This is a genomic window from Streptomyces sp. NPDC096048 (assembly GCF_044763415.1).
Lineage (GTDB): Bacteria > Actinomycetota > Actinomycetes > Streptomycetales > Streptomycetaceae > Streptomyces.
Genome location: NZ_JBIWGG010000006.1, coordinates 166,809 through 192,136 on the forward strand (window position 1 = coordinate 166,809; position 25,328 = coordinate 192,136).

Genomic DNA, 25,328 nt, shown 5'->3' on the forward strand with positions numbered 1-25,328 from the left:
GTGGACGCGGACGCGGACATGGACGTGCACGGCACAGTGGCCGAGGGCTTCGAGCCGGTCAGGGACGCGTTCGCACGGAACTTCACGGCGCTCGGCGAGCGGGGCGCGGCGGTCGCCGTCTACCGGGACGGGCGCAAGGTCGTCGACCTGTGGGGCGGCACCAGGGACGTCGACGACAGGGCCGGCGCCGAGCCGTGGCGCCGGGGCACCGCCCAGGTCGTGCGCTCGGCCACGAAGGGCGTCGCCGCCGCCGTACCGCTGCTGCTGCACCAGCGCGGGGAACTGGACCTGGACGCGCCGGTGGGCGAGTACTGGCCCGGGTTCAAGGCGCACGGCAAGGAGCGGGTGCTGGTCCGGCACGTGCTGAACCACCGGGCCGGGCTGCCGGTCCTCGACCGCCCGCTCACCCCGGAGGAAGCGCTCGACCCGTCGCGCGGACCGCAGGCCGTCGCCGCCCAGGCACCCGTCTGGGAACCCGGCACCGACCACGGCTACCACGCGCTGACGTACGGCTGGCTGCTCGACGAACTGGTCCGCGGGGCGACGGGCGGACGGAGCACCGGCGAGTGGATCGCGGCCGAGATCGCGCGGCCGCTGGGCCTGGACCTGTGGCTCGGGCTGCCCGCCGCGGAGGAGGCGGCGGGCCGGGTCGGGCGGGCCGGGCGCGTCGAGGACCCCGAGCCGTCGGGGAGCGGCCCGCGGCTGCGCCCCAAGCGGGCGGTCACCGAGGCCTACCAGGACCCGGACTCCCTCACCCGCCGCGCCTTCGCCGCGATCACCCCGTTCCCCGACCAGAACGACCCGGCGTACCGGGCGGCGGCCCTCCCCGCGACCAACGGCATCGCGACGGCCGACGGGCTGGCACGCTTCTACGCCGCGCTGATCGGCGAGGTCGACGGCGTGACGCGGCACCCCCGGCTCTTCGATCCGGCGACGCTGGAGCGCGCCCGCGCCGAGGAGTCGGCCGGGCCGGACCGGATCCTCGTCGTGGGCACCCGCTTCGGCCTCGGCTACATGCTGCACGGCAGCGCGTCCCCGTTCCTGTCCCCCGGCTCCTTCGGCCACCCGGGCCGCGGCGGCGCGCTCGGCTTCGCCGACCCGGAGGCGGGCATCGCCTTCGGCTACGTCACCAACGGCTTCCGCAAGACCGTGACGGCGGACCAGCGGGCGCAGGCACTGGTGCGTGCGGTGCGGGCGTCGCTCCGGCAGACCGGCTCAGACGTGGATGGGGTGTGAGGTCCTCCCCGACGCCGCGTCGATCTCGTCGTGCGCCTTGGTGAGCAGTTGCATCGCGAGCTCGTTCAGAGCGCGCGCCCCCGCGACCTCCTCGCCGACCCTCGGCTGATGCGAGTCGACGCGGTGCCGGCTGGCGTGGCCGTGCGCGCGGACCTCGCTGCCGTCGGGGAGCCGCACCATCGCGACCGCCCGCGTGTGCTGGTCGTCCTCCATGAACTCCAGCTCGACGTGCCATCCCACTGCGGTGTGCATCATGACGATCACCTCCGGAGTACCTGCTTCCAGGGTGCTCCTCGCAGCCGCCGGGCGCACTGTCCCGTGGCGGTCCGTCCGGCGGGCGGCGGTCTGTCCGGCGGCCGGTCTATCCGGTGTGCAGCATCAGCCCGATCCCGACGACGAGGAGGCCGGCCGCCGCGATCCGGGGAGCGCCGAACCGCTCCTTGAAGAAGAGGGCCCCTATCGCCGCGCCGACCAGGATCGAGGACTCGCGCAGGGCGGCGATCGGCGCGAGTGCGGCGCGGGTCTGCGCCCACAGGACCAGCGCGTACGCGGTGACGGACAGGACCGCGCCGAGCAGCCCGAGCCCGGCGTGCGGCCGCAGCAGGGCCCAGGCACCGGCGCGGTGGCGGTATAGGAAGTACGCCGGCAGGACCGTCCCCTGGACCGCCATCAGCCAGGCGATGTACCCGAGGGAGGACCCGGAGGCGCGTACGCCCAGTCCGTCGACGACCGTGTACGCCGCGGTGGTCACCCCGGTCGCCAGGGCCGCGCCGATCGCCGCCCAGTCGGGCCGGCGCCCGCGCAGCCCCCACAGGGCGACGCCGGTCAGCCCCGCGCAGGACACCAGGATGCCCCCGGTCGCCCAGCCGTCCGGCACCTCGTGCGCGAAGACGGCGGCGAGGACGGTGACCAGCAGCGGCGCGCTGCCGCGTGCGATCGGGTACGCCTGCCCGAAGTCGCCCAGCCGGAAGGACCGCATCAGCAGGGCGTAGTAGGCGATGTGGACGGCCGCCGAGACGAGCAGGTACGGCCACGCGGCGGCCGCCGGGAACGCCGTGAACGGCAGCAGCGCGAGCCCGATGAGCATCCCGCCGCCGGAGATCAGCGCGAAGCCGGTCAGCTTGTCCGTGATCCGGTGGGCGATGGCGTTCCAGCCGGCGTGCGTGACCGCGGCGAGCAGGACCGCGCCGGTGACCAGGGGGGTCACTCGGAGCGCTCGCGCACGTCCACGAGGGTGGCGCCGGCGGTGGCGACGAGCTCCTTGGGTTCCATCGGGAAGACGGCGTACGGGGTGCCGGCGGCGGCCCAGACGACCTCGTGCGTGAGCAGGGACCGGTCGGCGAGCACCCGGGTCCTGCTCCGGTGCCCGAAGGGCGGCACGCCACCGATGGCGTACCCGGTGGTCTCCCGTACGACGTCGGCCTTGGCCCGCGTGACCTTCTCGGCGCCGAGCTCCTCCCGGACCCGCTCCAGGTCGACGCGTGAGGCGCCGTCCATGAGGACCAGCACGGGCACGCCGTCGGCGGCGAAGATGAGCGACTTGCAGATCTGGCTCAGCTCGCACCCGATCGCGGCCGCGGCCTCGGCGGCGGTGCGGGTGGCCTCGGGAAAACGCCGGGCCCGCCCGGCCAGGTCACCGAGACCGAGCCCGCGCAGGGCGTCGGCGAAGCGGGGGTGGGCGGCGGAGGGCTCGGCGTGGGAGGTGTCGTCGGTCGTAGTCATGAGCGGCACGGTAGCGGTGGGTGTACGGAGCAGGCGACCGGGATCGCCCCTCGGAAACCGTCGCGGTCGGAGCGGGAGACCGGGCGGCGCCGCCGAGACCGCCGGTCGCCCGCCGGCCCTCGCACGGTCGGACCCGGGGTGACCGCAATGAGCGATGGCATCCGGGCCCAACGGCTGCCGGACCCGTCGGTCACCCGTCGCTCCGGGCCGCTCCGACGGTCACTTCGGGACAGAGGAAGCCGGTGAGGGCAGCCCCGTCCCCACGGAGCCCTCACCGGCTGGTCTGTCGTCCTCCTGTCAGAGGTGGCGCGTCAGGTGCGTGCCAGCTCCCGGTCCTCGTCGGGACCCGAGCCCCGCTCCTCGGCCGTGCGCAGGCCCTCGCCCTCGACGTCCACGTTGGGCAGCGCGCGGTCCAGCCACTTCGGCAGCCACCAGGCCTTCCTGCCGAGCAGGGCGAGTACCGCCGGGACGATGGCCATGCGGACGACGAACGCGTCGAAGAAGACGGCGATCGCCAGGCCGAAGCCGATCATCTTGACCATCGACTCGCTGGAGCCGATGAAGCCCGCGAAGACCGCCATCATGATGACCGCCGCGGCGGTGACGACCCTCGCTCCGTGCCGGAAGCCGGTGACGACCGCCTGGTGGGGCTTCTCGCCGTGGACGTAGGCCTCCCGCATGCGGGTGACCAGGAAGACCTCGTAGTCCATCGCCAGGCCGAAGACCACGCCGACCATGAAGATCGGCATCATCGACATGACCGGGCCGGTCTCCTCCACGCCCATCAGGCCGGACAGCCAGCCCCACTGGAAGACCGCGACGACCGCGCCGAGCGCCGCCATGACGGAGAGCAGGAAGCCGAGGGCCGCCTTCAGCGGGACCAGGATCGAGCGGAAGACCACGATCAGGAGGAGGAAGGCCAGGCCGACGACCAGGACCAGGTACGGCACCAGCGCGTCGTTCAGTTTCTGGCTGACGTCGATGTTCATCGCCGTCGCGCCGGTGACCAGGGTCTCCGCGCCGGTGTCGGCCTTGACGGCGCCGCCCGCGTCGCGGATGGCGTGCACCAGGTCCTCGGTCTGGACGGAGGACGGCTTGGAGTCCGGGATCACGGTGATCGTCGCGGTGTCGCCGCCCTTGTTGGGGGCGGGCGGGGTGACCGCCACGACGTCGTCGAGGCCCTTGATCTCGTTGGAGACGTCGGTGAAGACCTGCTTCGGGGCGTCGCTGCCCTTCGCGTCGACGACGACCATCAGCGGGCCGTTGAAGCCCGGTCCGAAGCCCTCCGACAGGAGGTCGTACGCCCGGCGCTGGGTCGTGGACGTCGGCTGGGAGCCGTCGTCGGGCAGGCCCAGTTCCAGGGAGGTGGCGGGGATCGCGGCGGCTCCGAGGCCGATGACGCCCAGGAGCAGGACGGCCAGCGGGCGGCGGACGACGAAGCTCGCCCAGCGGGTGCCGAGATTGGCCTTCGGCTGCCGCTCCGTCCTCTGCGGGCCCTCGGGCCGGTCCGCGTCCTTGCGGTCGCGGCCCAGGAGCTTGCTCTGCTTGCTCTTCGCGCCGGCCGGCTTCACCCTGCGGCCGGCGTAGCCGAGCAGTGCGGGGACCATCGTGAGGGCGATCAGGACCGCGATGGCGACGGTGCCGGCCGCCGCGACGCCCATCTTGGTCAGCATCGGGATGTTGACGACCGCGAGGCCGACCAGGGCGATGACGACCGTGAGACCGGCGAAGACGACCGCCGATCCGGCGGTGCCGGCCGCCCGGCCCGCGGCCTCCTCGCGCTCACGTCCCTCGGCGAGTTCGGCGCGGTAGCGGGAGACGATGAACAGGGCGTAGTCGATGCCGACCGCCAGGCCGATCATCATCGCCAGGATGGAGGTGGTGGAGCCCAGTTCCAGCGCGCTGGCGAGGGCCGTGATCGAGGAGACGCCGATGCCGACGCCGATCAGGGCCGTGAGCAGGGGCAGTCCGGCAGCGACCAGCGAGCCGAAGGTGATGACGAGGACGACGGCGGCGACCGCGATGCCGATGACCTCGGTGGCGCCGGTGTGCGGGACGGCCTGGAGCGCGTCACCGCCGACCTCGACGGTCAGCCCGGCGTCGCGCGCCTGCTGGGCGGCGTCCTCCAGGGCGTCCTTGGTCGAGTCCGCCAGCTCCATGCCGGAGACGTCGTACCTCACCGACGCGTAGGCGATCGTGCCGTCCTTGCTGACGGCGTTGCCCGTGTACGGGTCGGCGACCGAGGCGACCTCGGAGCCGTCGGCCAGGTCGGAGACCGTCTTCTCGACGGTCGCCTTGTTCCCGGCGTCCGTCATCGTCTCGCCGGACGGTGCCTTGAAGACGACGCGTGCGGTCGCCCCGTCGGCGCTGGTGCCGGGGAAGCGCTCCTCCAGCAGGTCGAAGGCCTTCTGGGCCTCGGTGCCGGGGATGGAGAAGGAGGTGGTGCCGGCGGGCGGGGCACTGGCCGCGCCGACGCCCGCGAGCGTCAGCAGCGCCACCCATATCAGGGCGACGAAGTGCCGTCGGCGGAAGGCGAGCCGGCCGAGTTTGTAGAGGAACGTGGCCACGAGGGCGTACTCCCGGTCAGGTCGTGGGTCTTCAGGGCAGGGGTGATCGGCCCGGCGACGTGAGCGGTGACGTCTAAGGGGGCTCAGGGGACTCGCGCTGGGGGACGCGTCAGGTGGTGGGGGCGCCGAGGGCGGGGAGGATCACGGCGTCGATGTAGGAGGTGAGGAAGGCCCGGGTCGGGGGCTGGTCCTCGAGCAGCGTGCGGGTGGCGAACGCGCCGACCAGCATGGGCACGAGGAAGTCGAGCGCCGGGCAGTCCGCTCTGATCTCGCCCCGGTCGATGGCGCGTTGCAGCAGGCGCTGGAACTCCGCCGTCTCGGGTTCGACGAGCTGTTCCCGGAACGCCTGACGCAGGTCGGGGTTCTGGTGGATCGCCATGGCCACTCCCCGCATCAGCGCGGAGTTCTGTTCCATGGTGCAGTCGTCCTCGTGGGCCATCAGGGCGTGCAGGTCGCCACGGAGGGAGCCGGTGTCGATGTCGCCGATCTTCTCGGGCTTGTTGTGCCGGATGGCCTTGACGACCAGCTCGGGCTTGCCGCCCCACTGGCGGTAGAGCGTCGCCTTGCTGGACCGGGTGCGGGCCGCCACGGCGTCCATGGTGAGGGCGTCGTAGCCGACTTCCCGGAGCAGGTCGAGCACGGCCTCGTACAGCTCGGCCTCGCGCTCGGGAGTGATCCGACTGCGGCGCACGGTGGCTGCCTCGGTCATCTCGCTCATCCCTCTCCGCCCCACTCGATCTGAACGACACCGTTTCGTACATGACGAAGGTACCCCACCCCCTAGCGAAACGAAACTGTTTCGTTCGTGTTCTGGGTCACGGTTGTCGGTTACCCATAAACGCGGGGCCGAGTCGCCGCGGGCCGAGTTGCCGGGGTCCGGCCCCGGGCAAAGCATGGGGTGGGTGAGTTATCTGCGCCTTCCACACCTCAGTGGCGACCAGCTGTGCTTCGTGGCCGAGGACGACATCTGGCTCGCGAACCTCGACGGTCCGGGCCGTGCCTGGCGGCTCACCGTCGACCGCACCAAGGCCGGCCACCCGCGCTTCTCGCCCGACGGCCGCCACATCGCCTACACCAGCTGGCGCAGTCTGTCGCCGGAGGTCCACCTCGTGCCGGTGGACGGCGGTCCCGGACGGCAGCTCACCCACTGGGGCGGCTTCGACACCCGGGTCTGCGGCTGGTCGCCCCCCGAACCCGACGGCCACGCCGCCATCCTCGCCGTCGCCTCGCACGGCGAGCCCTTCTCCCACCTGACCTGGGCCTACAAGGTCACCCCCGACGGCGACCCCGGCCGCAAACTCCCCTGGGGACCGGTCACCGACATCCAGGCCGCCGACCTCGACGGGGAACGCAGGACGCTCCTGCTCACCGGCACCCCGCCGCACGAACCCGCCGCCTGGAAGCGCTACCGGGGCGGCGCCACCGGCCGGCTCTGGCTGCACGGGCAACGGCTCCTGCCCGACCTCCGGGGCCATCTGCACTCCCCCATGTTCGTCGGCGGCCGGATCGCCTTCCTCTCCGACCACGAGGGCGTCGGCAACCTCTACTCGTGCGCCCGCGACGGCTCCGACCTGCGCCGCCACACCGACCACGACGCCTGCTACGCCCGGCACGCCGCGAGCGACGGCGACCGCGTGGTGTACCAGTGCGCGGGCGACCTGTGGATCGTCGACGACCTGGCGCCCGGCTCGGTGCCGCGCCGGCTGGACGTCCGGCTGAGCGGGCCCCGCGCGGGACGGCGTACGTACCAGGTGCCCGCCGCGCAGCACGTGGGCGGCGTCTCCGTCGACGAGACGGGCCGCGCGAGCGCCGTCGTCGTACGCGGCAGCCTGTACTGGCTCACCCACCGCGACGGCCCGGCCCGCACCCTCGCCGACACGCCGGGGGTGCGGGTGCGGCTGCCGGAGATGCTCGGGGAGAGCGGGCGGATCGCGTACGTGACGGACGCGGAGGGCGAGGACGCCGTCGAGATCGCCCACCTGCCGCGCGCGACCGGGGGCCGTGCACCCAGGCGGCTCGCCTCCGGGAGGCTGGGCCGGGTCCTGGAGCTGGTCTCGGACCCGGCGGGCGAGCGACTCGCCATCGCCTCGCACGACGGCCGGCTCCTGCTGCTGGACGTCTCGGAGGAGGACGCGGAGGTCACCCAGGCGCTGGACGCGGCGGACGCGGTGGACGCGGCGGACGCGGCGAGTCCGGCGGAGGCGGCGGACACGGTGCCCGACACCGGCACCGACACCGACGCCGACGCGGACGCCGCCGGAGGCCCCGTCACCGAGTTGATCCGGTCCGTCAACGGTCCCGTGAGCGACCTCGCCTTCTCCCCGGACGGGGCCTGGCTCACCTGGTCGCACCCGGGCATCGGACGCTCGCTGCGGCAGATCAAGATGGCCCGGATCAACGGGCACAGCGGACAGCACGGCAAGCACAGCCCGCTCGTCGTCGACGTCACCGACGGGCGCTTCGAGGACGAGAACCCGGTGTTCACCCGGGACGGCCGCTACCTCGCCTTCCTGTCCTGGCGCGGCTTCGACCCGGTGTACGACGTGCACACCGGCGACCTGTCCTTCCCACTGGGCTGCCGCCCCTACCTGGTGCCGCTCTCCTCCGCGACCCCCTCCCCCTTCGCGCTGAACCCGGAGGGCCGTCCCGCCGCCGGGGGCCTGGACCCGCTGGAGGACGACGCCGGCGAGGGCGGCGCGGTGACCGTCGAGGTGGAGGGACTGGAGAGCCGGGTGACCCCGTTCCCGGTCACCGCGTCCAAGTACTCGACGCTGCACCCGGTCGCGGGCGGCGGCCTGGTCTGGCTGCGCTGGCCGATCTCCGGCGCGCTCGGCGAGACCTTCGCCAACCCGGCGGACCCCAGCGAGCGGCCGACCCTGGAGCACTTCAACCTCGCCAAGGCGAAGAAGTCCGAACTGGTCGACCACCTCGACTGGTTCCGGGTCAGCGGCGACGGCACCCGCCTGGTCGTCCTCGACGAGGGCGACCTGCGCGCCGTCCCGGCGACGGAGGCGGGCGACGGTGACTCGACCACCTGGATCGACCTGCGCCGCATCCTGCACGAGGTCGACCCGGCCGCCGAGTGGCGCCAGGCGTACGACGAGGCGGGCCGGCTGATCCGCGCCTACTTCTGGGACCCCGGCATGTGCGGTATCGACTGGGACGCGGTGCTGGACCAGTACCGGCCGCTGCTCGAACGGGTCGCCTCCCCGGACGAGTTCGCCGACCTGCTCCGCGAGGTGCTCGGCGAACTCGGCACCTCGCACGCGTACGTCGCCGCCGCCCGGCGCAACGAGGGTCCGGCCCACTACCAGCGCCGGCAGGGCCTGCTCGGCGCCAACTTCGTGTGCCGGGACGGCCACTGGGTGGTCAAGCGCATCCTGCCCGGCGACTCCTCCGACTCCAAGGCCCGCTCCCCGCTGGCCGGCACCGGCATCCGCGAGGGGGCCGTACTGACCCACGTGGACGGCCGCCCGGTGGATCCGGTGGCGGGTCCCTACCCGCTGCTGGCGGGAGCGGGCGGTACGACGGTGGAGCTGACCTTCGCCCCGGGCGAGGGCGGCACGGGACCGGCCCGCCGGGTCGCCGTCGTGCCGCTCGTCGACGAACGGCCGCTGCGCTACCAGGACTGGGTGGCCAAGCGCCGTGAGGTGGTACGGGAGTTGAGCGGCGGGCGGTGCGGCTACCTGCACATCCCCGACATGGGCGGCTCCGGCTGGGCGCAGTTCAACCGCGACCTGCGCATGGAGGTGTCCCGGCCCGCGCTGATCGTGGACGTGCGCGGCAACGCGGGCGGGCACATCAGCGAACTCGTCATCGAGAAGCTGACCCGCACCATCCTGGGCTGGGACCTGACGCGCGACGCGCAGCCGGTGTCGTACACCTCCAACGCCCCGCGCGGGCCGGTCGTGGCGGTCGCGGACGAGGCGACGTCCTCCGACGGCGACATGATCACGGCCGCGTTCAAGCTGCTGCGCCTCGGCCCGGTGGTCGGGCAGCGCACCTGGGGCGGGGTGGTCGGCATGACCGGCCGGCACCGCCTCGGCGACGGCACGGTGATCACGGTGCCGATGAACGCGGCCTGGTTCGACGCGTACGGCTGGTCCGTGGAGAACCACGGCGTCGCCCCCGACGTCGAGGCGCTGCGCACGCCGCTGGACTGGGCCGAGGGCCGCTACCCGGTGCTGGACGAGGCGGTCCGCCTGGCACTGGAGCTGCTGGCGGCCAACCCGCCCGCTTCGCCGCCCGGTTACGACGACGTACCCGACCGGTCACGGCCGCCGCTGCCGCCCCGGGCATGAGGAAGGGCGCCCTCCGTGAGAACGGGGGCGCCCCTTCAACTCGGCGACGGCGCGTCAGGCGTCGTAGCTCTCCTCGAACCGCTCGTCCGCGTCGCGGCGGCGCGAGGAGGGGTCACGCTCCTCCGCGTCCCGGCGGCGCGACGGGTCCATCTCGTCCTCGTCACGACGGCGGTCGCGGTTCTGGAACTGCTCCCTGGCCTGGTCGGCCCGCTGCTTGCCCTGCTGCTGCATGCGCTCGGCCTTGTCCTGGAACTGGTCCTTCATACCCATGTGGGTTCACTCCTGTGATGTGTTCGGGCCCGGCCGGATCGGCCTGGCTCGATCAGATTCACATGGGCCGTGACCGTGCGCATGTCGATCACTTACGGACCGTAGCCGTGCTGGTCGGACGCTGTTCGTCGGCCGCTCCGCCCGCGCCGACCAGGCCGACGCGCACGTTGTCCAGACGGTCCCCGAAGCGCCGCATCTCGCGCTGTCCGACGGTGCCGATGACGGCCGGCAGGTAGCCGCGCACCCCCTGCATGCCGCGCAGCCACCACTGCCCGTAGACATGGGCCGAGCGGCGCTCGATGCCCTCCACGAGCCGGTCGACCGCCGGGCCCAGCGGGTACGTCTTGTTCGACGGCCAGGGCAGCCGCTGGCGCAGTTCGCGCATGACGTCGTCCTGGTCCGCGCCGCGCACCATGTCCGTGTCGGTCCAGGACAGATAGCCGACGCCGACCTTCACGCCCCGGTGCCCGACCTCGCCGCGCAGGCTGTGCGCGTACGCCTCGACACCGGACTTGGAGGCGCAGTAGGCGCTCATCATCGGCGCGGGGGTGAGGGCGGCGAGGGACGCGATCTGGAGCAGGTAGCCGCGGCTCTCCAGCAGCGCCGGCAGGAAGGCGCGGGCCGTCACCGCCGAGCCGATCAGGTTGACCTCGATGACCCGCCGCCAGGACTCCGGGTCGGAGTCGACGAAGGGCCCGCCGGTGGCGACACCCGCGTTGGCGACGACGATGTCGATCCTGCCGAAGCGTTCCTTGACCTCGCCCGCGACCCGGGCCATCACCTCGTGGTCGGTGACGTCCGCGTGCCAGTGCTCGCTCTCGCTGTGCAGCCGGGCGGAGACCTGCTTGAGCGCGTCCGGCTCCAGACCGACCAGCGCCACCTTGACCCCGCGCGCGGACAGCTTGCGGGCCAGCAACTCCCCCACGCCCCGCGCGGCTCCGGTGACGACCGCGACCCGCCCTTCCAGGCTCACCCTGCTCATGCGCTCTCCTCGGCGTGTACGGCACGCTCGCTGCGTGCGTCGGATATGTAGGTGGCGGCCAGGGCGCGTATCTTCCCGGTGACCAGATCCGGCGCCTCCACCGGCGTCATGTGGCCGACCCCCCGGAGCTCCGTCAGGCCCACGCAGTGCGGCAGCGCGGCCGCCAGCGAGCGGGCGTGCACGGGCGGGGTCAGCCGGTCCGCGGTGCCGACGACGACCTCCACCGGCATCGTCAACTCCCTTATGTTGTGGTCGAGGTCGAGCAGGCCCAGCACCTCCGACCAGGCGTGGCGCACCCTGCGCGGACAGGCGTGCACGATCCGGGCGCAGGCGTCGACCATGTGCGGGGCCGAACCGGGGCCCATCGTCCCGTACTTGAGGATTTTGCGCGCCAGCGGCGTGACCGGCCCGAGCGGCGCCCGGGAGCCGAGGATCCGCCGGGTCAGCCAGGTCCGTACCCGGCCCTCCCCGAGCGGCACCACGGTCGAGGAGGCCACCAGCCGCGAACTGCCCGTACTGCACAGCAGGACGGCCGCCGCGTGTTCGCGCACCGCCGGCCGGGTCGCGGCGGCCATCACCGTCATCCCGCCCATGGAGTGCCCGGCGATCACCGCCCGCTCGCCCGGCGTGAGCGTGGCCGTGAGGACGGCTTCGAGGTCGTCGGCGAGGGCCTCGGTGCCGCACGCCGGGTTCGCCGGACTGCGGCCGTGCCCGCGCTGGTCGTACACGACGACCCGGTGGTCGGCGGCCAGCGCGCGGACCTGCGCCGCCCAGAAGGCGGTCGAGCAGGCCCAGCCGTGCGCGAGGACGACCGCGGGGGCGTGCTCGGGGCCGTGCACCTGGACGTGTATCCGGGCGCCGTCGGCGGCGGTGACGGTCAGCTCGCGGGCGGGGACGGGCGGCGCGTAGGGCCCGGCGGCGACGTGCAGCAGGCGGCTCACGCGCCCACCTCCGCGGCCGCGTCCGCGCCGCCGGGGGCCGCCTGGGCGTTCACGTCGGCGCCGGAGGCCGGTGCCGGCCCGGCGACGGCGGGACGCAGCACCTCGTACTCCGCGAGGTCCACGCGCCGCGTCGCGCGCCGGAACTCCGCGGTCGTGCCGGGCCAGACGGTGGTGTTGCGGCCGCTCGCGTCCAGGTACCAGCTGGTGCAGCCGCCGGTGTTCCACACCGTGCGCTTCATGCGCTCCTGCACCCGGTGGTTCCAGTTCCGCACGGCGGCGGGGCGGGCGTCGAGGGCGGTCCGGCCGCCGAGGACGTTGATCTGGCGCAGGTAGTCGGCCATGTAGTTGAGCTGCGACTCGATCATCAGGATCATCGACGAGTTCCCGAGGCCGGTGTTGGGCCCGATGACCGTCATGAAGTTGGGGAAGCCGGCCGCCGAGGCGCCGCGCAGCGCCTCCATGCCGCCCTTCCAGGTCTCGGCGAGGGTCCGCCCGTCCGCGCCCACCACCCGCTCGGCGATGGGCATGTCGGTGACGTGGAAACCGGTGCCGAAGATGATCGCGTCCACCTCGGCCTCGGTGCCGTCGGCGCCGACGAGGGTCGAGCCGCGCACCTCGCTGAGCCCGCTCGCGACGACGTCCACGTTGGGCTTGGCGAGCGCCGGATAGTACGTACTCGACAGCAGGATGCGCTTGCAGCCGATGCGGTAGTCCGGGGTGAGCTTGGCGCGCAGGGCCGGGTCCTTGATGGCGGCGCCCATGTTGCGCTTGGCGATCTGCTCGACGAAGCCCAGCTCGTTGGGGTGCTTGGTGAAGGCCTGCACCTGGAGTTCCCGGATGCCCCACAGCAGCCCGCGGCGCAGCTTGGTGGTGGCGGGCAGCGCCCGGTGCAGGGCGCGCTCGGCGCCGCTGATCGGCCGGTCCATGCGGGGCATCACCCAGGCCGGGGTGCGCTGGAAGAGGGTGAGGCGGCCGACCTTCGGCTGGATGGACGGCACGATCTGGATCGCGGAGGCACCGGTGCCGATCATGGCGACGCGCTTGCCGGTGAGGTCGTAGTCGTGGTCCCAGCGGGCGGAGTGGAAGACCTTGCCGGGGAAGGAGTTCAGCCCCGGGATGTCCGGCGTCTTGGGGTCGGACAGCGGCCCGGTGGCGGAGACGACGACGTCGGCGGTGAGATTCCCGCTCGCGGTCTCGATCTTCCACCGCAGCCGCTCGCCGTCCCACGCCATCCGCTTCACCTCCGAGTCGAAGCGGAGGTGGGGGCGCAGCCCGAAGGTGTCGGTCACGTGCTCCAGGTAGGCCCGGATGTGCTCCTGCCCGGAGAAGGTGCGCGGCCACTCCGGGTTGGGGGCGAAGGAGAAGGAGTACAGGTGGGACGGCACGTCACAGGCGCACCCGGGGTAACTGTTGTCCCGCCACGTGCCGCCGACGCTCGAAGCCCGCTCCAGCACCACGAAGTCCGTGATCCCCTCGCGCCGCAGCCGCACGGCGGCCCCCAGCCCGCCGAAGCCGGACCCGATCACCGCCACCCGCACGTGTTCTTGAACCTGCTCGTGCTCGGCCATCCCGAAGCCTCCACGCGTCGCCTAGAACTCTGCCAGTGAACACTGGCGCAATGGGGAGAGTAGAACAGCTCCGTACTCATGGGTAGGGGTCGGGCGGAGGAAAGTTACCGCCGGTACGACTTAAAGTCGGGGGCGTGACCGAGAAGCGCGAATACCGCATGGAGGACCTGGCCCGGCTGGCCGGCATCACGGTGCGCACGGTGCGCTTCTACCGCGAACGCAAACTGATCCCGCCGCCCCGCCGCGAGGGCCGCATCGCCTGGTACGACGACCACCACCTGGCCCGCCTGCGCACCATCGCGGCCCTCCTGGAACGCGGCCACACCCTCAACGGCATCGCGGAACTCGCCGACGCCTTCGACCACGGCCGCGACGTCGGCGACCTGCTCGGCCTCGGCGAACCCACCGAGGAGACCCCGGTCCGCCTCACCCCCGAGGAACTCGCCGCCCGCTTCGAGGGCGAGGTCACCCCCGAGAACCTGGCCGCCGCGATGGACCTCGGCTACCTCGGCACCGACGGCGACGAACTCGTCCACATCAGCCACCGCCTGCTGGAGGTCTCCTCGGCCCTGGTCCGCGAGGGCATCCCCCTCGGCGAGGTCCTCCAGGCCGGCGCCCGCGTCCGCGAACACGCCGACGCCCTCGCCGACCTCTTCACCGACCTGATCCTGCGCCACGCCCCCGAAGAGGAACTCCACCGCCTGCGCCCGCTCGCCCGCAGCGTGATCGAGGCGGAACTGTCTCTGGCGCTGGACCGGCGGATACGGAAGCAGGCCAGAGACGACTGACGGAGGTCTAGCGGTCGTAGACGACCGTCACCGGCGCGTGGTCGGACCAGCGCTCGGCGTGTGTGGCGGCCCGCTCGACGTGGCCCTTGACGGCCTTCGCGGCCAGCCCCGCGGTGGCCAGGTGGTAGTCGATGCGCCATCCCGAATCGTTGTCGAAGGCCCGCCCCCGGTACGACCACCACGAGTACGGCCCCTCGACGTCCGGGTGCAGGGCGCGCACGACGTCGACGTAGCCGCCCTCGGCCGGATCGAGGACGCGGCTCAGCCACTCCCGCTCCTCCGGCAGGAAACCGGAGTTCTTCTTGTTGGCGCGCCAGTTCTTGAGGTCGGCCTCGCGGTGGGCGATGTTCCAGTCGCCGCAGACGACGACCTCGCGGCCGTCGGCGGCGGCGCGCTCGCGCAGTTCCTTGAGGTAGGCGAGGAACTCGCCCATGAAGCGGACCTTCTCGTCCTGGCGTTCGGTGCCGACCTCGCCGGAGGGAAGGTAGAGGGAGGCGACCGTCACACCGGGCAGGTCGGCTTCGACGTACCGGCCACTGGCGTCGAACTCCGTCGAGCCGAAGCCGACCCGGACGCGGTCGGGCTCGCGGCGGGTGTAGAGGGAGACGCCGGCGCGGCCCTTGGCGGCGGCGGGGGCGTGCGTCACGTGCCAGCCGTCGGGCGTGCGGACGTGTTCGGGCAGCTGCTGGGGCTCCGCCCGCACCTCCTGGAGGCACAGCACGTCGGCGGAGGTGTCGGCGAGCCACTCCACGAAGCCCTTCTTCGCGGCGGCGCGCAGACCATTCACGTTCACGGAGGTCACGGTGTACAAAACACTCTCCACGTTCGGCAGGCTCGTAGGCTACGCGAGCTGCTCCTCGACCGTGACCGGCGCCCACGGGTCCGGCTCCCATACCGGGTGAGGCTCGACGCGCACAGCGCTGCCCTCCTTGGACACGACGACTCGCCGCAACAGTTGCTTGTACAGGTTGTTGCGTTCGCGCTCGTTGAACGACTTCCACTCCGGTACGACGCCGACGAGTACGGACTTGTAGTCGTCACGGTGGGGCGTTGACTCGACTTCGGCGACGCGTTCCATTGCTGAGGTGTTGGCCTGCTGCTGTGCGCGGATGCGGTCGCGGGCGGCTTCATACTCGCCGGGTCCGTAGTCGTCCGGGTCCGCGGCGCGGGCTACGCGGAGGTTCACCAGGGCGGCGGCGAGCTTGTCGGCCTCGGTCTGGAGCCGGATTCGTTCGCGGGCGGCGGCGGCGCGGTGGTCCTGGAGGGGCGTCCGCTGCTGCGGTACGGCTGGCGTCGCGTCTATGGCTTCCGCTCGTTTGTCGGCCAGCCAATCGCGCATCGCCTTCTCGACGTCGTCCCGGATGGCCCATGTGCCGGGGCATCCGAGGGCGCCTTGCACTGATCGGCGGGAGCAGCGATAGGAGTAGCCGCGGATGCGAACAGTCTCACCGTCACGGATGCGTTCGGAGTTGTTCGGAGTGAGACTGCCTCGGCAGGTGCCACAGCGCAGTAGGCCCGTGAGTTCGTAGGTGGCGCGGCGGGCACGGGGCGGTGTCCGTCGGATGGCTTCTCGGCGCTCTTGGTACATCTGCCACAGTTCGGCGCTCGCTAGTTCCTCTTGGGCGCCGGGGATGAACACAGTGTTCGGGCAGTGTCCGCGCTTCTCGGGAGCACACTTGCGGCACTTCGGATCGTGGACGCGGAGTAGGCCGGCGGGGAAGCCGCTGTCCATGTAGCGGATGAGGGTCTGTTCCGACCACATGCCGCCGCGGGTGGTGCGGTGGCCGGCGCTGTTGAGTTCGCCGACCAGGTGGTAAAAGGCGTCGCCCTCGACGAACTGTCGGTAGCGGTCGGCCATGACCGGTCCCAGTTCGGGGTGGGCTACGTACTTCTCCTCCTGGAGGATGAACTGTCCGGGGTGGGCGGGGTCGGGGAGTCGTCGGGGGTGCCAGATGTAGCCGAAACGGGGTCGGCCAGTGGCGGGAAGGTTGAGTTTGTAGCGGCGGTGGTCGTGGGTCTCGCGCCACTGTTCGCCGCGGACGTCGGACTCGTAGGCCGCGAATTCGAAGAGGATGCCGCGTTGGAGTCGGCCCGTTGCTGTGCGGGCGTCGCCCTCTTCGGTGGCTGACTCCAGTTGCCCGCCGGCGTCCTCAAGCCGTTTGAGGTTGAGGGCTACGCCGTCGCGGGTGCGACCGAAGCGCGAGTACTTCCATACAGCGATGCCGCGGGCCTCGCCGTCCTCGACGCGCTTGATACCGCCCATGATGCGGCGTTTGAAGTTCCGGCCCGTGGCGTCGAGGTCGATGATGAGCGGTTCGAGGAGTTGGCGGCCGGTGCGTTTGGCCCATGCCCGGAGCGCAGTCTCTTGCAGCTCGGGGCTGATCTTCTCTTCCTTCCAGGTCGACACTCTGATGTAGCCGAGCCAGAGTTCGGGGTCGTCGGGTGCGGTGGCTGGTCGTGGTAGCACTGGTGCCCCTTTCTGTGGGTACAGGTAGGCCCCGGCGCGGTGGTGCTGCTGCCGGGGCCTGCGGTGCGGTGGGGAGTGGGTCAAGGGTGGGTTGCCCGATTGAGCGGGACAACCGGGGTGGCAGGCAGTTCGGCGTCCTGGGCCTGGTGTTCGCGGTAGAGGACGTATCCGCGGTCGCGGGCCCATATGTAGAGGGCGCGGCAGGCGGGCGGTGCGGCGGCAAGGGTGATGAGAAAGCCAAGGGTGGTGAGGGTGAGGCCGGTTGTGCTGGCAATGCCCGGGTCGCCGGTGGCGCGGGTGGTGAGCATGACCGTTACGCCGATGAGCTGGGTAAGTACGGCGGCGATGGTGGTCAGGATGGCGGCGAGCTTGGGCACGGGCGGGCCTCTCTGGTGCTAGGGCTCCCTTCGTGAGGTGAGAGCCCGGATGAGCGCGAGGACTGCGGCGCGGTCCTCTTCGGTGTGGACGCCGAGCGCGGCGAGGGCGTCGCGTTGGCTGATGGCTGCGGGTGTGGCGCTGGTGGGTAGTTCGTCGGCGGGGAGGTGGCCGGCGCGGACGAGTACGGGGCCGGTTTTGATGCCGAGCGCTCGTGCGATGCGTCCGCATGACTTGATGTCGGGGACTGCGGTGTCACGTAGGGCGCGGGAGAGGATGGCGGGTCCGATACCGGCCTTGTCAGCGAAGGCGCGGCGGCCTCCGCCGCGTTCGCGTAGGTCGTAGCCGCGGGCGGTCAGTTCCCGGGAGAGCCATTCGCCGAAGGTGGCATTCCCTTCGGCGTCGGTAGGTCGGTGCGAGCCGTTGTTCATGTCGGCACTGTATCGCGCACGGGATACGTTCCATCAGAGGAACGTTCGTCTTTGACATAACTTCACCCCCTACCCACACCCCCCGTGGGTGACGGTTCAACGACCCTAGCCCGTAGTCGTTCGAACACGCAATGCATGGCCAACGCATCCAGGCTGGCGTTTACCGGGTTGAAGAATCGAACACGGTCGAACCGGAACGGGCCCCACCGGAAAGCCCCACGTCACAGCACCTTCACAAGTGAAGTGCATTCCGAGCCAGATCGATACGTGTTATGTTCCTACCGCGATCGATACAGACCGATCGAGATCGAGGAAGCGAGCAACCACGCATGCAGTACGACCGCACCCTCCTGCACCGCGCCGCCATCGCTGCGCGCGATGTCAAGCGCGACGGAACCATCAACGCCCACGCCGTCGCCCGCCGTTTGGGAGTGGGCCCCATGGCCGCCTGGCGCCTGATCCAGGGCATCGGCAGGCCCAGCTACAACACCGCCCGCGCCGTCGAGCTTGCCTACGGCCTCCCCGCTACCGCGCTCGACAAGCCCCTCGCCCCCGTCGAGGTCCCGGCATGAGCGCCGTTATCCCGTACGAGCAGGCCATCGCAAACGCCCGCGCCGTCCTCGACCGGGCCCGCGCCCGCCGCGACGCCGACCGCGCCGCCGGCCGTCTCGCCCCCGACGTCGAACTACTCCTGCGGCGCCTTGAACGCGAGCAGCGCCAGCAGACCCCCGCGCACCGCGCCGCCGCCTGAACACGACGAAGGGCCGCCCGGATGCACCCGGACGGCCCCTCGAAACCGACCCCCCGAAGGGAACCGATGTGAACACCGCACAGCGTACCCGCACCCTCCGCGCCGCCCAGGCCATCGAGGGCGGCCGGAACGCCCGCAAGGACGTTGCCCGTACCGCCGCGATCGACAGCCAGCTTCACCGGATCGCGCCCGGCACCGCGGAGATCCGCACCGTGCCCGCCACCCTCGACGACCAGCAGTGCACCCGCGTACTGCTGCTCAACGACCTCGCGCAGCAGCTCATCCCCACCCCGGACGCTCGCGCCGCCGCGCTCCGCATCCTGCGTCACTTCTTCCCGGGCGCCGACTGGACCGTCCCGCAGCGGTACGACGTCCGCGCCGGCCACCTCACCGCCGACGAGCCGACCGCGCCCGTCGAGCTGGGCATCGACACCGCCGAGGGGGCCCGCCAGTGATCCGCCCGACCCTCACCGCCGACGGCCGCGCCGTGCGCCTGCCGATCCGCGACGCCATCACCGCACCCCTGCTCGACGCCCTCGCCGTCGCGTACATCGACGACGCCGACGTCCTCGGCCAGCTGCTCACCGCCCACGGCACCGCCGTCATCGCCAAGGACATGGCCGAGGTCGACCAGGACGCCGCCGATTACGAGCGCGCCATCCGCGCCGCCGAGGCCGACGGCACCCGCGACGACCTGTACGACGAGCTGCCCATCGAGCACCAGCTCGACCCCCAGTACGGGCCGGATGCCGCGATCGCCCTCGCAACCCGCATCACCCGCCACGCCGCACATATCCGCCACATGAGCACGAAGGAACCGCGCCAGTGACCGTCACCGCCATAGCCACCCGCAACCCCGCGCCCGCACCGACCGCGCCTGGCGGCGCCCTGTCCCTCTCCCACATGTCCCCCTACGAGGCGTGGCAGTTCTGCGAGTCCCTCGCGAACACGCCCCTCCTGCCCGACGTCTACCGCAAGCAGCCCGCCTCCGTGCTGTGGGCGATGGAGTACGGCCGCGCGCTCGGCCTTGACGTCGTGACCACCATCACGACCATCCACGTCATCAAGGGCAAGCCCACCCAGTCCGCAGACCTGATGCTGGGCCGCGCCCGGTCGGCCGGCCACCGCGTCCGCATCAAGTCGGACCGGGAACGGTGCGTCGTCCGCGTTCAGCGCGCCGACGACCCGGACGACGAGTCGGAAGTTGAGTGGACGCTTGACGACGCCGTGACCGCCGGACTCTGCACGCTGCGGGATGGCCGCCCGTTCGCCCGCGACGACAAGAACCGTCCCCAGGCGTGGGAGAAGTACCCGCGCGCCATGCTGCGGGCCCGCGCCATCGCCGAGGCCGTACGCATCGCGTGCCCCGAAGTGCTGCACGGCGCCATCTACACGCCCGAGGAACTCGGCGCCGTCGTCGACCAGGAAGGCCAGCCGGTACACGTCGTCGAGCGGACTGACGTCCCGCAGATGACGGAGGCGACCGTCGTGCAGTCGACGCCGAACACGCCGCCGCCCGCACCGCAGCCGGAGCGCCGCGACTACCTCGCCGAGGCGCAGGCCGCCGAGACCGCCGACGCGGTTCGCGCACTGTGGAAGGAAGCGCAGGCCGCGGGCGCCCCAGCCGACTACCTCGACCAGCTCGCCGCGATCGGCCACGAGCGCGCCGCCGAGGCCGAGCCCGCCCACGTGGACGCCGCCGCCGAGGCCGCCTACGACGGTCCCCGCAACGGCCCGGCGCCGGAAGCCGCCTCGCCCGACTCGCCCGCGCTCGCCGCCGACGCCGAGCAGGCGCTCCGCATCGCCGCTAGCCGCGCCAACCTCCCCGAACTCGACGCCGCGTTCGAGCGCGCCTACGGCCTGCCCATCGAGCAGGCCCCCGCCGCCCAGCTCCACCAGTTCCGGCAGCAGATCGAGGCCGCCGCCGCGAAGGGCGGCCAGCAGTGACCGAACAGCCCACTACCGCGCCTACCGTCCGCGACGCCGTGACCAAGCTCGCCGCCCTCGGCGCATTGCTCGACGAGGTCAAGGCCGCGTACGCGGAGGCCCGCACCGACGTACAGCACCACCTCAACCAGCAGCACAAGACGAGCGGCACGAGCAAGCTCGATGCGATGCTGCCCGGCGGGGTGAAGGTCGGTTCCGTCTCCCGGACCGGCGGAGAGAAGGCCGCGCAGATCACCGACCCGGACGCGTTCACCGCGTGGGTCCGCGACCACTTTCCGTCCGAGCACGTCGTCGAGATCGTGCCCATGCAGGTACGGACGTCGGTTCGGCCCGCATGGGCCGCGCAGGCCCTCGCCGCCATGACCGCCGCCGGCGTCCCGCGCTACGTCGACGAGGCCACGGGCGAGATGCATGACGTGCCCGGCGTCGAGATCCGCCCGAGCAAGGCCGCCGGGCTCCGGATGACATACACGCGGAAGTCGAAGACCAGCGCGTACGACGGCCGCGAGCTGGTCGCCGAGGCGTGGCGGTCCGGCGACCTCGCCGCACACGTTCTGCCCGCCCTCGCCTCGCCCGCGCCGCCCGTCGAGGACGACGCCCCCGCCGCATAGCCCTCAGCCGTACGGCCCGCCCCACGACACGGGGCGGGCCCGCTCAACCCGGAGACACCCGCATGCAGATCGCTCCCGCCACCGTGCAGGCCCTCGCCGACCTCTTCGCCCAGGGCGCCACCAACAAGGCCGCCGTCCGCGCACTCGGTATCGACAAGGACACCGCCGCCCGCTACCGCGCCCGCCTCGGATTCGGCCCCGCCAAGCAGCCCACCCCCGCCAACCGGTCGACGCTCACCCTCGCCGAGAAGTGGCAGACGTACGTCCGGCCCGTCGAGGGCGACCACATGGAGTGGACCGGCCGCCGCCGGAACAACGGCGGCACGATGGTGTTCACGCACCACAGCCGCGAATACACCGCCCGCTCCGTTGCCTTCTACGTCCGCACCGGACGGAAGCCCGTCGGCAAGGTCACCGCCGAGTGTGAGTACCCCGGATGCGTTGCCCCGCAGTGCGTCGAGGACGACCCGGGCCGCACCCGTTCCCGCGGGCAGTACGCCGCCGTCGTCGGTCTGGCGACGCCACTCACTGAGTGCACCAACGGGCACTCGACGGCCGAGCACCGCCGCTACGACCGCGACGGACGCCCTTACTGCGCCGCCTGCCACGCAGCCACCGATGCGCGCAGAAAGGCCGCCGCGTGAGCCGACGGCCGGCCGAGGACGGACCACCGTCGTGCGAGCACGGCAACCCCCGATGCCACGCCCGACCCGCCCGCCTCTACCCGTGCGGCTGGAAGTGCGACGACCACCAGCCCGCTCGCACCCACCGCCGCACCCCCTGAGACGCCCCGGGACGAGGACGAGCCCCGCGCCCCTCGCCCCGGGCGCACCACCCCGTAAGGAGCGCACCCCCGTGACACTCGACGCGTACGACTGGGCATGGCGTCACGCCCGCTCACGCGGTAACGCCCGGCTGGTCGTCCTCGCCGTCGCGGACAAGATCACCGGCCCCGACGCCACCGCGCGGCTCGGCCTCACCGAGGCACGGCAGCGGCTCGGCGGAGTCGGCAAGGGAGTTGCCGTCAAGGCCATCGCGGACGCCCTCGCCGCCGGCGATCTGGAGATCCACGAGCCCGCCAAGGGGTCCCGGCCAGCCCTCTACCGCATCCCCGGGGCCGTCAACCACACCGCTGTTAGTGGTCCGGATCACGGACCGGTATCCGTCGCTACTGGTCCGGATCACGGACCACTAACCGCCCCTAGTGGTCTGGAATCCGGACCACTAGCCACCCCGGACAACACCTACCGGTCCGGAATCCGGACCACTAGCGATTTGCGGTCCGGATCACGGACCACTAACCCGACCGCTACCGGTCCGGAATCCGGACCACAAACGCTCTGGGACGAGCACCCCGAAACGTGTGCTACGCGCGCGCAGGCTTCCTTTAAAGCACTTGATAGAGAGAGTGAAGGAGTGGGTGAGGGACCGACCGCACCCGCGTCGCCGTCCGACCCCATCCCCCCGTTCGCTCGCCCGTTGGTCGACCGGATCACCGCCGCGAAGGTCTACGTGGGGTGGGACCTCACCGCGAATGAGTGGCTGCGCCTCGACGCGATGCTCAAGCGGTCCGGCGCCGACATGCTCGCCGAGCACGCCGTCACCATCGCCGCCCGCCAGCGCGTCAGCTCCGCCCGCTACTTCCTGCGGGCGTGGACCAGCCTCCCCCCGGCCCCGACCGCTGGCACCGTCCCCGCCGCCCCCACCGGGCCCGGCGCCGACGTGATCCCCCTCAACCCCAGCGCGCCCCGCAAGAGCCGCGCCGCCCAGTCCGCCGACCACCTCGCCGCCGCCCTCGCCCGCATGGAGGCCCAGCAGTGAACCCCCGTGAAGTTGCCGCCCTGCTCGCCTACGTCGTCCGCCTCGACCCCCGGATGAACGTTGAAGACCAGGGCGCCGCCGAAGACCGCCTCGCCCAGTGGTGCGACCTACTCTCCGACGTTCCCGCCCAGGCCCACGGATGGGACGCGGCCCACATCGCCCGCGACTACATCGCCCGCAACCCCTACCGCATCCAGCCCAGCGACATATCCCGCCCGTGGCACGCCCACAAGGCCGACGTCCTCAACCGCCGCCACGTCGGCACGTTCGAGCCCACCGCCCACCCGGAGATCAACCCGGACGACGAGACCGGCGACGCCTACGTGGCCGCCCTACGCGCCGAACGCCGCGCCATCGCCACCGGCCAGCAGGCCCCCGTAACCCACCGCGCCCTCACCGCCGGCCCCATGGCCGCCCAGGTAAAACGCCGCCTCGCCGAACTGGGCACCTACATGCCGCCCAGCGTCGCCGAGACCCTCGCCGACTACCGCCCCCACCGCGCCCAGCGCGAGCAGCTCGCCCGCGCCGGCGCCCCCGACCCCCTCAACATCCCGTGCCCGTACGAGCACTGCCGCGCCGACCGCAACACCCCGTGCCGCGACCACCGCGGCAACGCCCGCAGCAAGCCCCACCCCACCCGCAAAGACGACGCCACCGCCGCCCACTACGCCCAGGAGCCCGCAGCATGAGCCCCAAGCCGCAGAACACCCGCACGTTCCACCGCAAGAACCGCGGCCACGACAGCACCCGGAACAACACCCTGTACCGCGTCGAGGCCACGTGGAACGACCGCCCCGACCGGCCCGCCATCCGCACCACGTCCGACCGCGCCAAGGCCCGCCGCATCGTCGAGGAGTTCGCCGACCAGGGCGCCTACGTGTTCCTGCAGCGTTCCCGTGGCTTCCAGTGGCGCACCGTCGACGAGGTTGACGGCCCCGCCCGCATCGACGCCGCCGAAGCCATCCGTAGGCAGCAGCGCGCCGCCCAGGCCGAAGCCGACCGCCTCGCCCGCCTCGACGCCGAGATAGCCGCCCAGGCCGACCAGCGCGACCGCGCCCGCACAGCCGAGGAGGACGCCGAACACGGCCGCCTCGCCCGCCTCATGGCCCGCCCACCCGTCGCCCGCGACGCCACCGGCCGAGTCACCGCCCGCCACACCGCCGGCGCCCGCCCATGACCACACCACCCGCCGCCGTCGCCGTCATCCGCGCCGCCATCGAGGACGCCCACCTGACCGAGATCCTCCAACGCCCCGGCATGACCGCCACACGCGCCGTCAAGGCCCTCGAACAAGCCGGGTGGACGATCACCCCCACCGGCACCACCAGCGCCCCCCAACGGGCCGCGTAGCCCCACACGGTGGGGGTCTCACAGAACCCCAATGGGCACTCCCACCGTGCTACGTTCCTACCGCGATCGATCCTTACCGACCCCGATCGAGATTTACGGCAGCCGAGTCCGCATCGGCGCCACGAACCGGGAGCGCCAGCCGCTCAGCCTCGAAGGGAACCGCGCCGATGCCGCCCACCGCCGCCGAACGGTTCGCCGCCAAAGTCGACCGCAACGGCCCCGTGAGCCTCTACCGCGAAGCCCCCGGCCCCTGCCACCTCTGGACCGGCGGAGCGCGCAGCAAACGCCCCCACGACCGCGGGCAATTCGGCGAGTACTACGGCGCATTCCACGTCGACGGCCGCACCATCCGCGCCCACCAGTACGCCTACGAACTGGAACACGGCCCGCTTCCCGAGCCTGCCGACGACGAGCAGCGCCCCGAGGTCGACCACAAGTGCCGCCGCCGCAACTGCGTCAACGTCGCCCACCTCGAACAGACCGACCACCGCACCAACACACTGCGCAGCACCGGCCCCACCGCGATCAACGCGCGCAAGACGCACTGCGCCCACGGCCACCCCTACGACCAGGCCAACACCCGCAGACGCCCCGACAACTCCCGCGCATGCCGCACCTGCGAACGCACCCGCACCCGCACCAACCCCGAAAGGCAGGCCGCCTAACCCATGGCAGGCGAAACGATCATCACCCTTCAGGGCAACCTCACCGCCGACCCCGAGATGCGATTCACCCCCGCCGGACACGGCGTCGCCTCCTTCACCGTCGCCAGCACCCCGAGGACGTTCGACAAGTCCACCAACGAGTGGAAAGACGGAGACACCGTCTTCATGCGTTGCTCCGCATGGCGCGGCCTCGCCGAAAACGTCGCCGAATCCCTCACCCGCGGCAACGCCGTCATCGTCGTCGGACGCCTCAAGCAGCGGTCCTACGAGGACAAGGAAGGCGTCAAGCGCACCGTCTACGAGGTCGAGGCCGAGAACGTCGCCCCCTCCCTCGCCCGCGCCATCGCACGCCCCGAAAAGGCCGGCCAGAACCGCCAGCAGAACAGCGGAGGCTACGCCGCCCAGCAGAACGGCTACGCCCAGCAGCAGGGCGACCCGTGGGCCAACGGCAACAGCGCAGCAGGCCAGTACGGCGCCCCCGTCAACGGCCAGCCCCAGCGCGGCTACAGCGACGAACCCCCCTTCTGACCTCACG

The 25,328-nt window shown here is 72.1% G+C and carries 30 protein-coding genes; 16 read left to right on the top strand and 14 right to left on the bottom strand.

Translation table 11 applies throughout. The features are described 5' to 3' along the window. Positions 1 to 18 precede the first annotated feature (18 nt). On the top strand, positions 19 to 1,236 hold the full coding sequence (locus tag ACIQ6R_RS17875) for a serine hydrolase domain-containing protein (protein WP_404222673.1): 1,218 nt from the start codon (positions 19 to 21) through the stop codon (positions 1,234 to 1,236). On the opposite strand, the gene ACIQ6R_RS17880 is transcribed toward ACIQ6R_RS17875, so the two are convergent. The 5 genes from ACIQ6R_RS17880 to ACIQ6R_RS17900 all read right to left on the bottom strand — a co-directional run bounded on the left by ACIQ6R_RS17880 (position 1,216) and on the right by ACIQ6R_RS17900 (position 6,234). Then, on the bottom strand, positions 1,216 to 1,491 hold the full coding sequence (locus tag ACIQ6R_RS17880) for a DUF1876 domain-containing protein (RefSeq protein WP_375909726.1): 276 nt from the start codon (positions 1,489 to 1,491) through the stop codon (positions 1,216 to 1,218). The genes ACIQ6R_RS17875 and ACIQ6R_RS17880 overlap by 21 nt on opposite strands. A 106-nt stretch (positions 1,492 to 1,597) precedes the next feature. Next, positions 1,598 to 2,443 (bottom strand): EamA family transporter, encoded by an 846-nt coding sequence (locus ACIQ6R_RS17885; protein ID WP_404222345.1) that lies wholly within the window; start codon positions 2,441 to 2,443, stop codon positions 1,598 to 1,600. Next, complete coding sequence (locus ACIQ6R_RS17890; RefSeq protein WP_404175598.1) at positions 2,440 to 2,958, bottom strand: YbaK/EbsC family protein; 519 nt, start codon at positions 2,956 to 2,958, stop codon at positions 2,440 to 2,442. The genes ACIQ6R_RS17885 and ACIQ6R_RS17890 overlap by 4 nt, the downstream gene beginning before the upstream one ends. 311 nt (positions 2,959 to 3,269) lie before the next feature. Further along, complete coding sequence (locus ACIQ6R_RS17895; RefSeq protein WP_404222346.1) at positions 3,270 to 5,525, bottom strand: MMPL family transporter; 2,256 nt, start codon at positions 5,523 to 5,525, stop codon at positions 3,270 to 3,272. A gap of 109 nt (positions 5,526 to 5,634) precedes the next feature. Further along, positions 5,635 to 6,234, bottom strand: a complete 600-nt coding sequence (locus ACIQ6R_RS17900; protein ID WP_404175604.1) for a TetR/AcrR family transcriptional regulator — start codon at positions 6,232 to 6,234, stop codon at positions 5,635 to 5,637. Positions 6,235 to 6,418: 184 nt separating this feature from the next. Here ACIQ6R_RS17900 and ACIQ6R_RS17905 point away from each other — a divergent pair, with 184 nt between their 5' ends. Beyond that, positions 6,419 to 9,826: a S41 family peptidase gene (locus ACIQ6R_RS17905; protein ID WP_404222347.1), complete on the top strand. Its 3,408-nt coding sequence runs from the start codon at positions 6,419 to 6,421 to the stop codon at positions 9,824 to 9,826. Positions 9,827 to 9,880: 54 nt separating this feature from the next. Here ACIQ6R_RS17905 and ACIQ6R_RS17910 read toward each other — a convergent pair whose 3' ends face one another. The 4 genes from ACIQ6R_RS17910 to ACIQ6R_RS17925 all read right to left on the bottom strand — a co-directional run bounded on the left by ACIQ6R_RS17910 (position 9,881) and on the right by ACIQ6R_RS17925 (position 13,587). Further along, a complete protein-coding gene (locus ACIQ6R_RS17910) occupies positions 9,881 to 10,096 on the bottom strand; it encodes a hypothetical protein (RefSeq protein ID WP_404175610.1) in 216 nt (71 codons plus the stop codon). 88 nt (positions 10,097 to 10,184) lie between these two features. Further along, positions 10,185 to 11,078, bottom strand: coding sequence for an SDR family oxidoreductase (locus tag ACIQ6R_RS17915; RefSeq protein ID WP_404175613.1), 894 nt, complete (start codon positions 11,076 to 11,078; stop codon positions 10,185 to 10,187). After that, positions 11,075 to 12,019: an alpha/beta fold hydrolase gene (locus ACIQ6R_RS17920; RefSeq protein ID WP_404222348.1), complete on the bottom strand. Its 945-nt coding sequence runs from the start codon at positions 12,017 to 12,019 to the stop codon at positions 11,075 to 11,077. Before ACIQ6R_RS17920 ends, ACIQ6R_RS17915 begins: the two co-directional genes overlap by 4 nt. Then, positions 12,016 to 13,587 carry a flavin-containing monooxygenase gene (locus tag ACIQ6R_RS17925; RefSeq protein ID WP_404222349.1) on the bottom strand — a complete coding sequence of 524 codons (1,572 nt, stop codon included), beginning with the start codon at positions 13,585 to 13,587 and terminating at the stop codon, positions 12,016 to 12,018. The genes ACIQ6R_RS17920 and ACIQ6R_RS17925 overlap by 4 nt, the downstream gene beginning before the upstream one ends. A gap of 134 nt (positions 13,588 to 13,721) precedes the next feature. Between ACIQ6R_RS17925 and ACIQ6R_RS17930 the strand changes: the two genes are divergently transcribed. Next, positions 13,722 to 14,375, top strand: coding sequence for a MerR family transcriptional regulator (locus tag ACIQ6R_RS17930; protein ID WP_404175621.1), 654 nt, complete (start codon positions 13,722 to 13,724; stop codon positions 14,373 to 14,375). A 7-nt stretch (positions 14,376 to 14,382) separates the two neighbouring features. Here the strand turns inward: ACIQ6R_RS17930 and ACIQ6R_RS17935 are convergent, their stop codons facing one another. The 4 genes from ACIQ6R_RS17935 to ACIQ6R_RS17950 all read right to left on the bottom strand — a co-directional run bounded on the left by ACIQ6R_RS17935 (position 14,383) and on the right by ACIQ6R_RS17950 (position 17,648). Then, a complete protein-coding gene (locus ACIQ6R_RS17935) occupies positions 14,383 to 15,186 on the bottom strand; it encodes an exodeoxyribonuclease III (RefSeq protein ID WP_404222674.1) in 804 nt (267 codons plus the stop codon). Positions 15,187 to 15,216: 30 nt separating this feature from the next. Further along, complete coding sequence (locus tag ACIQ6R_RS17940; protein WP_404222350.1) at positions 15,217 to 16,842, bottom strand: recombinase family protein; 1,626 nt, start codon at positions 16,840 to 16,842, stop codon at positions 15,217 to 15,219. Positions 16,843 to 16,922: 80 nt separating this feature from the next. Then, positions 16,923 to 17,219 (bottom strand): hypothetical protein, encoded by a 297-nt coding sequence (locus ACIQ6R_RS17945; RefSeq protein ID WP_404222351.1) that lies wholly within the window; start codon positions 17,217 to 17,219, stop codon positions 16,923 to 16,925. A gap of 18 nt (positions 17,220 to 17,237) precedes the next feature. Next, positions 17,238 to 17,648 (bottom strand): helix-turn-helix domain-containing protein, encoded by a 411-nt coding sequence (locus ACIQ6R_RS17950; RefSeq protein ID WP_404222352.1) that lies wholly within the window; start codon positions 17,646 to 17,648, stop codon positions 17,238 to 17,240. A gap of 329 nt (positions 17,649 to 17,977) precedes the next feature. On the opposite strand from ACIQ6R_RS17950, the gene ACIQ6R_RS17955 reads away from it, so the two are divergent. The 7 genes from ACIQ6R_RS17955 (at position 17,978) to ACIQ6R_RS17985 (ending at position 21,601) form a co-directional block, all read left to right on the top strand. Then, on the top strand, positions 17,978 to 18,220 hold the full coding sequence (locus ACIQ6R_RS17955) for a hypothetical protein (protein ID WP_404222354.1): 243 nt from the start codon (positions 17,978 to 17,980) through the stop codon (positions 18,218 to 18,220). After that, positions 18,217 to 18,399: a hypothetical protein gene (locus ACIQ6R_RS17960; RefSeq protein WP_404222355.1), complete on the top strand. Its 183-nt coding sequence runs from the start codon at positions 18,217 to 18,219 to the stop codon at positions 18,397 to 18,399. The genes ACIQ6R_RS17955 and ACIQ6R_RS17960 overlap by 4 nt, the downstream gene beginning before the upstream one ends. 68 nt (positions 18,400 to 18,467) lie before the next feature. Further along, entirely contained in the window at positions 18,468 to 18,854 is a 387-nt protein-coding gene (locus ACIQ6R_RS17965; RefSeq protein ID WP_404222356.1) for a hypothetical protein, read from the top strand. Further along, complete coding sequence (locus ACIQ6R_RS17970; RefSeq protein WP_404222358.1) at positions 18,851 to 19,228, top strand: hypothetical protein; 378 nt, start codon at positions 18,851 to 18,853, stop codon at positions 19,226 to 19,228. The genes ACIQ6R_RS17965 and ACIQ6R_RS17970 overlap by 4 nt, the downstream gene beginning before the upstream one ends. Next, positions 19,225 to 20,346, top strand: a complete 1,122-nt coding sequence (locus tag ACIQ6R_RS17975) for a hypothetical protein (RefSeq protein ID WP_404222359.1) — start codon at positions 19,225 to 19,227, stop codon at positions 20,344 to 20,346. The genes ACIQ6R_RS17970 and ACIQ6R_RS17975 overlap by 4 nt, the downstream gene beginning before the upstream one ends. 38 nt (positions 20,347 to 20,384) lie before the next feature. Then, entirely contained in the window at positions 20,385 to 20,957 is a 573-nt protein-coding gene (locus tag ACIQ6R_RS17980) for a hypothetical protein (RefSeq protein ID WP_404222360.1), read from the top strand. A gap of 62 nt (positions 20,958 to 21,019) precedes the next feature. Further along, the gene (locus ACIQ6R_RS17985) at positions 21,020 to 21,601 is read left to right on the top strand and encodes a hypothetical protein (protein ID WP_404222361.1); all 582 of its coding nucleotides are present in this window, start codon (positions 21,020 to 21,022) and stop codon (positions 21,599 to 21,601) included. A 253-nt stretch (positions 21,602 to 21,854) separates the two neighbouring features. On the opposite strand, the gene ACIQ6R_RS17990 is transcribed toward ACIQ6R_RS17985, so the two are convergent. Then, positions 21,855 to 22,028 carry a hypothetical protein gene (locus ACIQ6R_RS17990; protein WP_404222362.1) on the bottom strand — a complete coding sequence of 58 codons (174 nt, stop codon included), beginning with the start codon at positions 22,026 to 22,028 and terminating at the stop codon, positions 21,855 to 21,857. Between the two features lie 408 nt (positions 22,029 to 22,436). Between ACIQ6R_RS17990 and ACIQ6R_RS17995 the strand changes: the two genes are divergently transcribed. The 6 genes from ACIQ6R_RS17995 (at position 22,437) to ACIQ6R_RS18020 (ending at position 25,321) form a co-directional block, all read left to right on the top strand. Beyond that, entirely contained in the window at positions 22,437 to 22,778 is a 342-nt protein-coding gene (locus ACIQ6R_RS17995) for a hypothetical protein (RefSeq protein ID WP_404222363.1), read from the top strand. Beyond that, positions 22,775 to 23,467: a cell surface glycoprotein gene (locus tag ACIQ6R_RS18000; RefSeq protein WP_404222364.1), complete on the top strand. Its 693-nt coding sequence runs from the start codon at positions 22,775 to 22,777 to the stop codon at positions 23,465 to 23,467. The genes ACIQ6R_RS17995 and ACIQ6R_RS18000 overlap by 4 nt, the downstream gene beginning before the upstream one ends. Further along, a complete protein-coding gene (locus ACIQ6R_RS18005) occupies positions 23,464 to 23,955 on the top strand; it encodes a hypothetical protein (protein WP_404222365.1) in 492 nt (163 codons plus the stop codon). The genes ACIQ6R_RS18000 and ACIQ6R_RS18005 overlap by 4 nt, the downstream gene beginning before the upstream one ends. Next, complete coding sequence (locus ACIQ6R_RS18010) at positions 23,952 to 24,128, top strand: hypothetical protein (protein ID WP_404222366.1); 177 nt, start codon at positions 23,952 to 23,954, stop codon at positions 24,126 to 24,128. The genes ACIQ6R_RS18005 and ACIQ6R_RS18010 overlap by 4 nt, the downstream gene beginning before the upstream one ends. Positions 24,129 to 24,295: 167 nt before the next feature. Further along, entirely contained in the window at positions 24,296 to 24,793 is a 498-nt protein-coding gene (locus ACIQ6R_RS18015) for an HNH endonuclease (RefSeq protein WP_404222367.1), read from the top strand. Between the two features lie 3 nt (positions 24,794 to 24,796). Beyond that, positions 24,797 to 25,321 carry a single-stranded DNA-binding protein gene (locus tag ACIQ6R_RS18020; protein ID WP_404222368.1) on the top strand — a complete coding sequence of 175 codons (525 nt, stop codon included), beginning with the start codon at positions 24,797 to 24,799 and terminating at the stop codon, positions 25,319 to 25,321. The last annotated feature ends 7 nt before the right edge of the window (positions 25,322 to 25,328 follow it).

Bases quoted from the DNA above. Each gene is read 5' to 3' on its own strand.
- ACIQ6R_RS17955 (WP_404222354.1), top strand. From the start codon at position 17,978: ATGCAGTACGACCGCACCCTCCTGCACCGCGCCGCCATCGCTGCGCGC.
- ACIQ6R_RS17950 (WP_404222352.1), bottom strand. From the start codon at position 17,648: ATGAACAACGGCTCGCACCGACCTACCGACGCCGAAGGGAATGCCACC.
- ACIQ6R_RS17915 (WP_404175613.1), bottom strand. From the start codon at position 11,078: ATGAGCAGGGTGAGCCTGGAAGGGCGGGTCGCGGTCGTCACCGGAGCC.
- ACIQ6R_RS17880 (WP_375909726.1), bottom strand. From the start codon at position 1,491: ATGATGCACACCGCAGTGGGATGGCACGTCGAGCTGGAGTTCATGGAG.
- ACIQ6R_RS17985 (WP_404222361.1), top strand. From the start codon at position 21,020: ATGCAGATCGCTCCCGCCACCGTGCAGGCCCTCGCCGACCTCTTCGCC.
- ACIQ6R_RS18005 (WP_404222365.1), top strand. From the start codon at position 23,464: ATGAGCCCCAAGCCGCAGAACACCCGCACGTTCCACCGCAAGAACCGC.
- ACIQ6R_RS17905 (WP_404222347.1), top strand. From the start codon at position 6,419: ATGGGGTGGGTGAGTTATCTGCGCCTTCCACACCTCAGTGGCGACCAG.
- ACIQ6R_RS17960 (WP_404222355.1), top strand. From the start codon at position 18,217: ATGAGCGCCGTTATCCCGTACGAGCAGGCCATCGCAAACGCCCGCGCC.
- ACIQ6R_RS18015 (WP_404222367.1), top strand. From the start codon at position 24,296: ATGCCGCCCACCGCCGCCGAACGGTTCGCCGCCAAAGTCGACCGCAAC.
- ACIQ6R_RS18010 (WP_404222366.1), top strand. From the start codon at position 23,952: ATGACCACACCACCCGCCGCCGTCGCCGTCATCCGCGCCGCCATCGAG.
- ACIQ6R_RS17890 (WP_404175598.1), bottom strand. From the start codon at position 2,958: ATGACTACGACCGACGACACCTCCCACGCCGAGCCCTCCGCCGCCCAC.
- ACIQ6R_RS17875 (WP_404222673.1), top strand. From the start codon at position 19: ATGGACGTGCACGGCACAGTGGCCGAGGGCTTCGAGCCGGTCAGGGAC.
- ACIQ6R_RS17925 (WP_404222349.1), bottom strand. From the start codon at position 13,587: ATGGCCGAGCACGAGCAGGTTCAAGAACACGTGCGGGTGGCGGTGATC.
- ACIQ6R_RS17900 (WP_404175604.1), bottom strand. From the start codon at position 6,234: ATGACCGAGGCAGCCACCGTGCGCCGCAGTCGGATCACTCCCGAGCGC.
- ACIQ6R_RS17910 (WP_404175610.1), bottom strand. From the start codon at position 10,096: ATGGGTATGAAGGACCAGTTCCAGGACAAGGCCGAGCGCATGCAGCAG.
- ACIQ6R_RS18020 (WP_404222368.1), top strand. From the start codon at position 24,797: ATGGCAGGCGAAACGATCATCACCCTTCAGGGCAACCTCACCGCCGAC.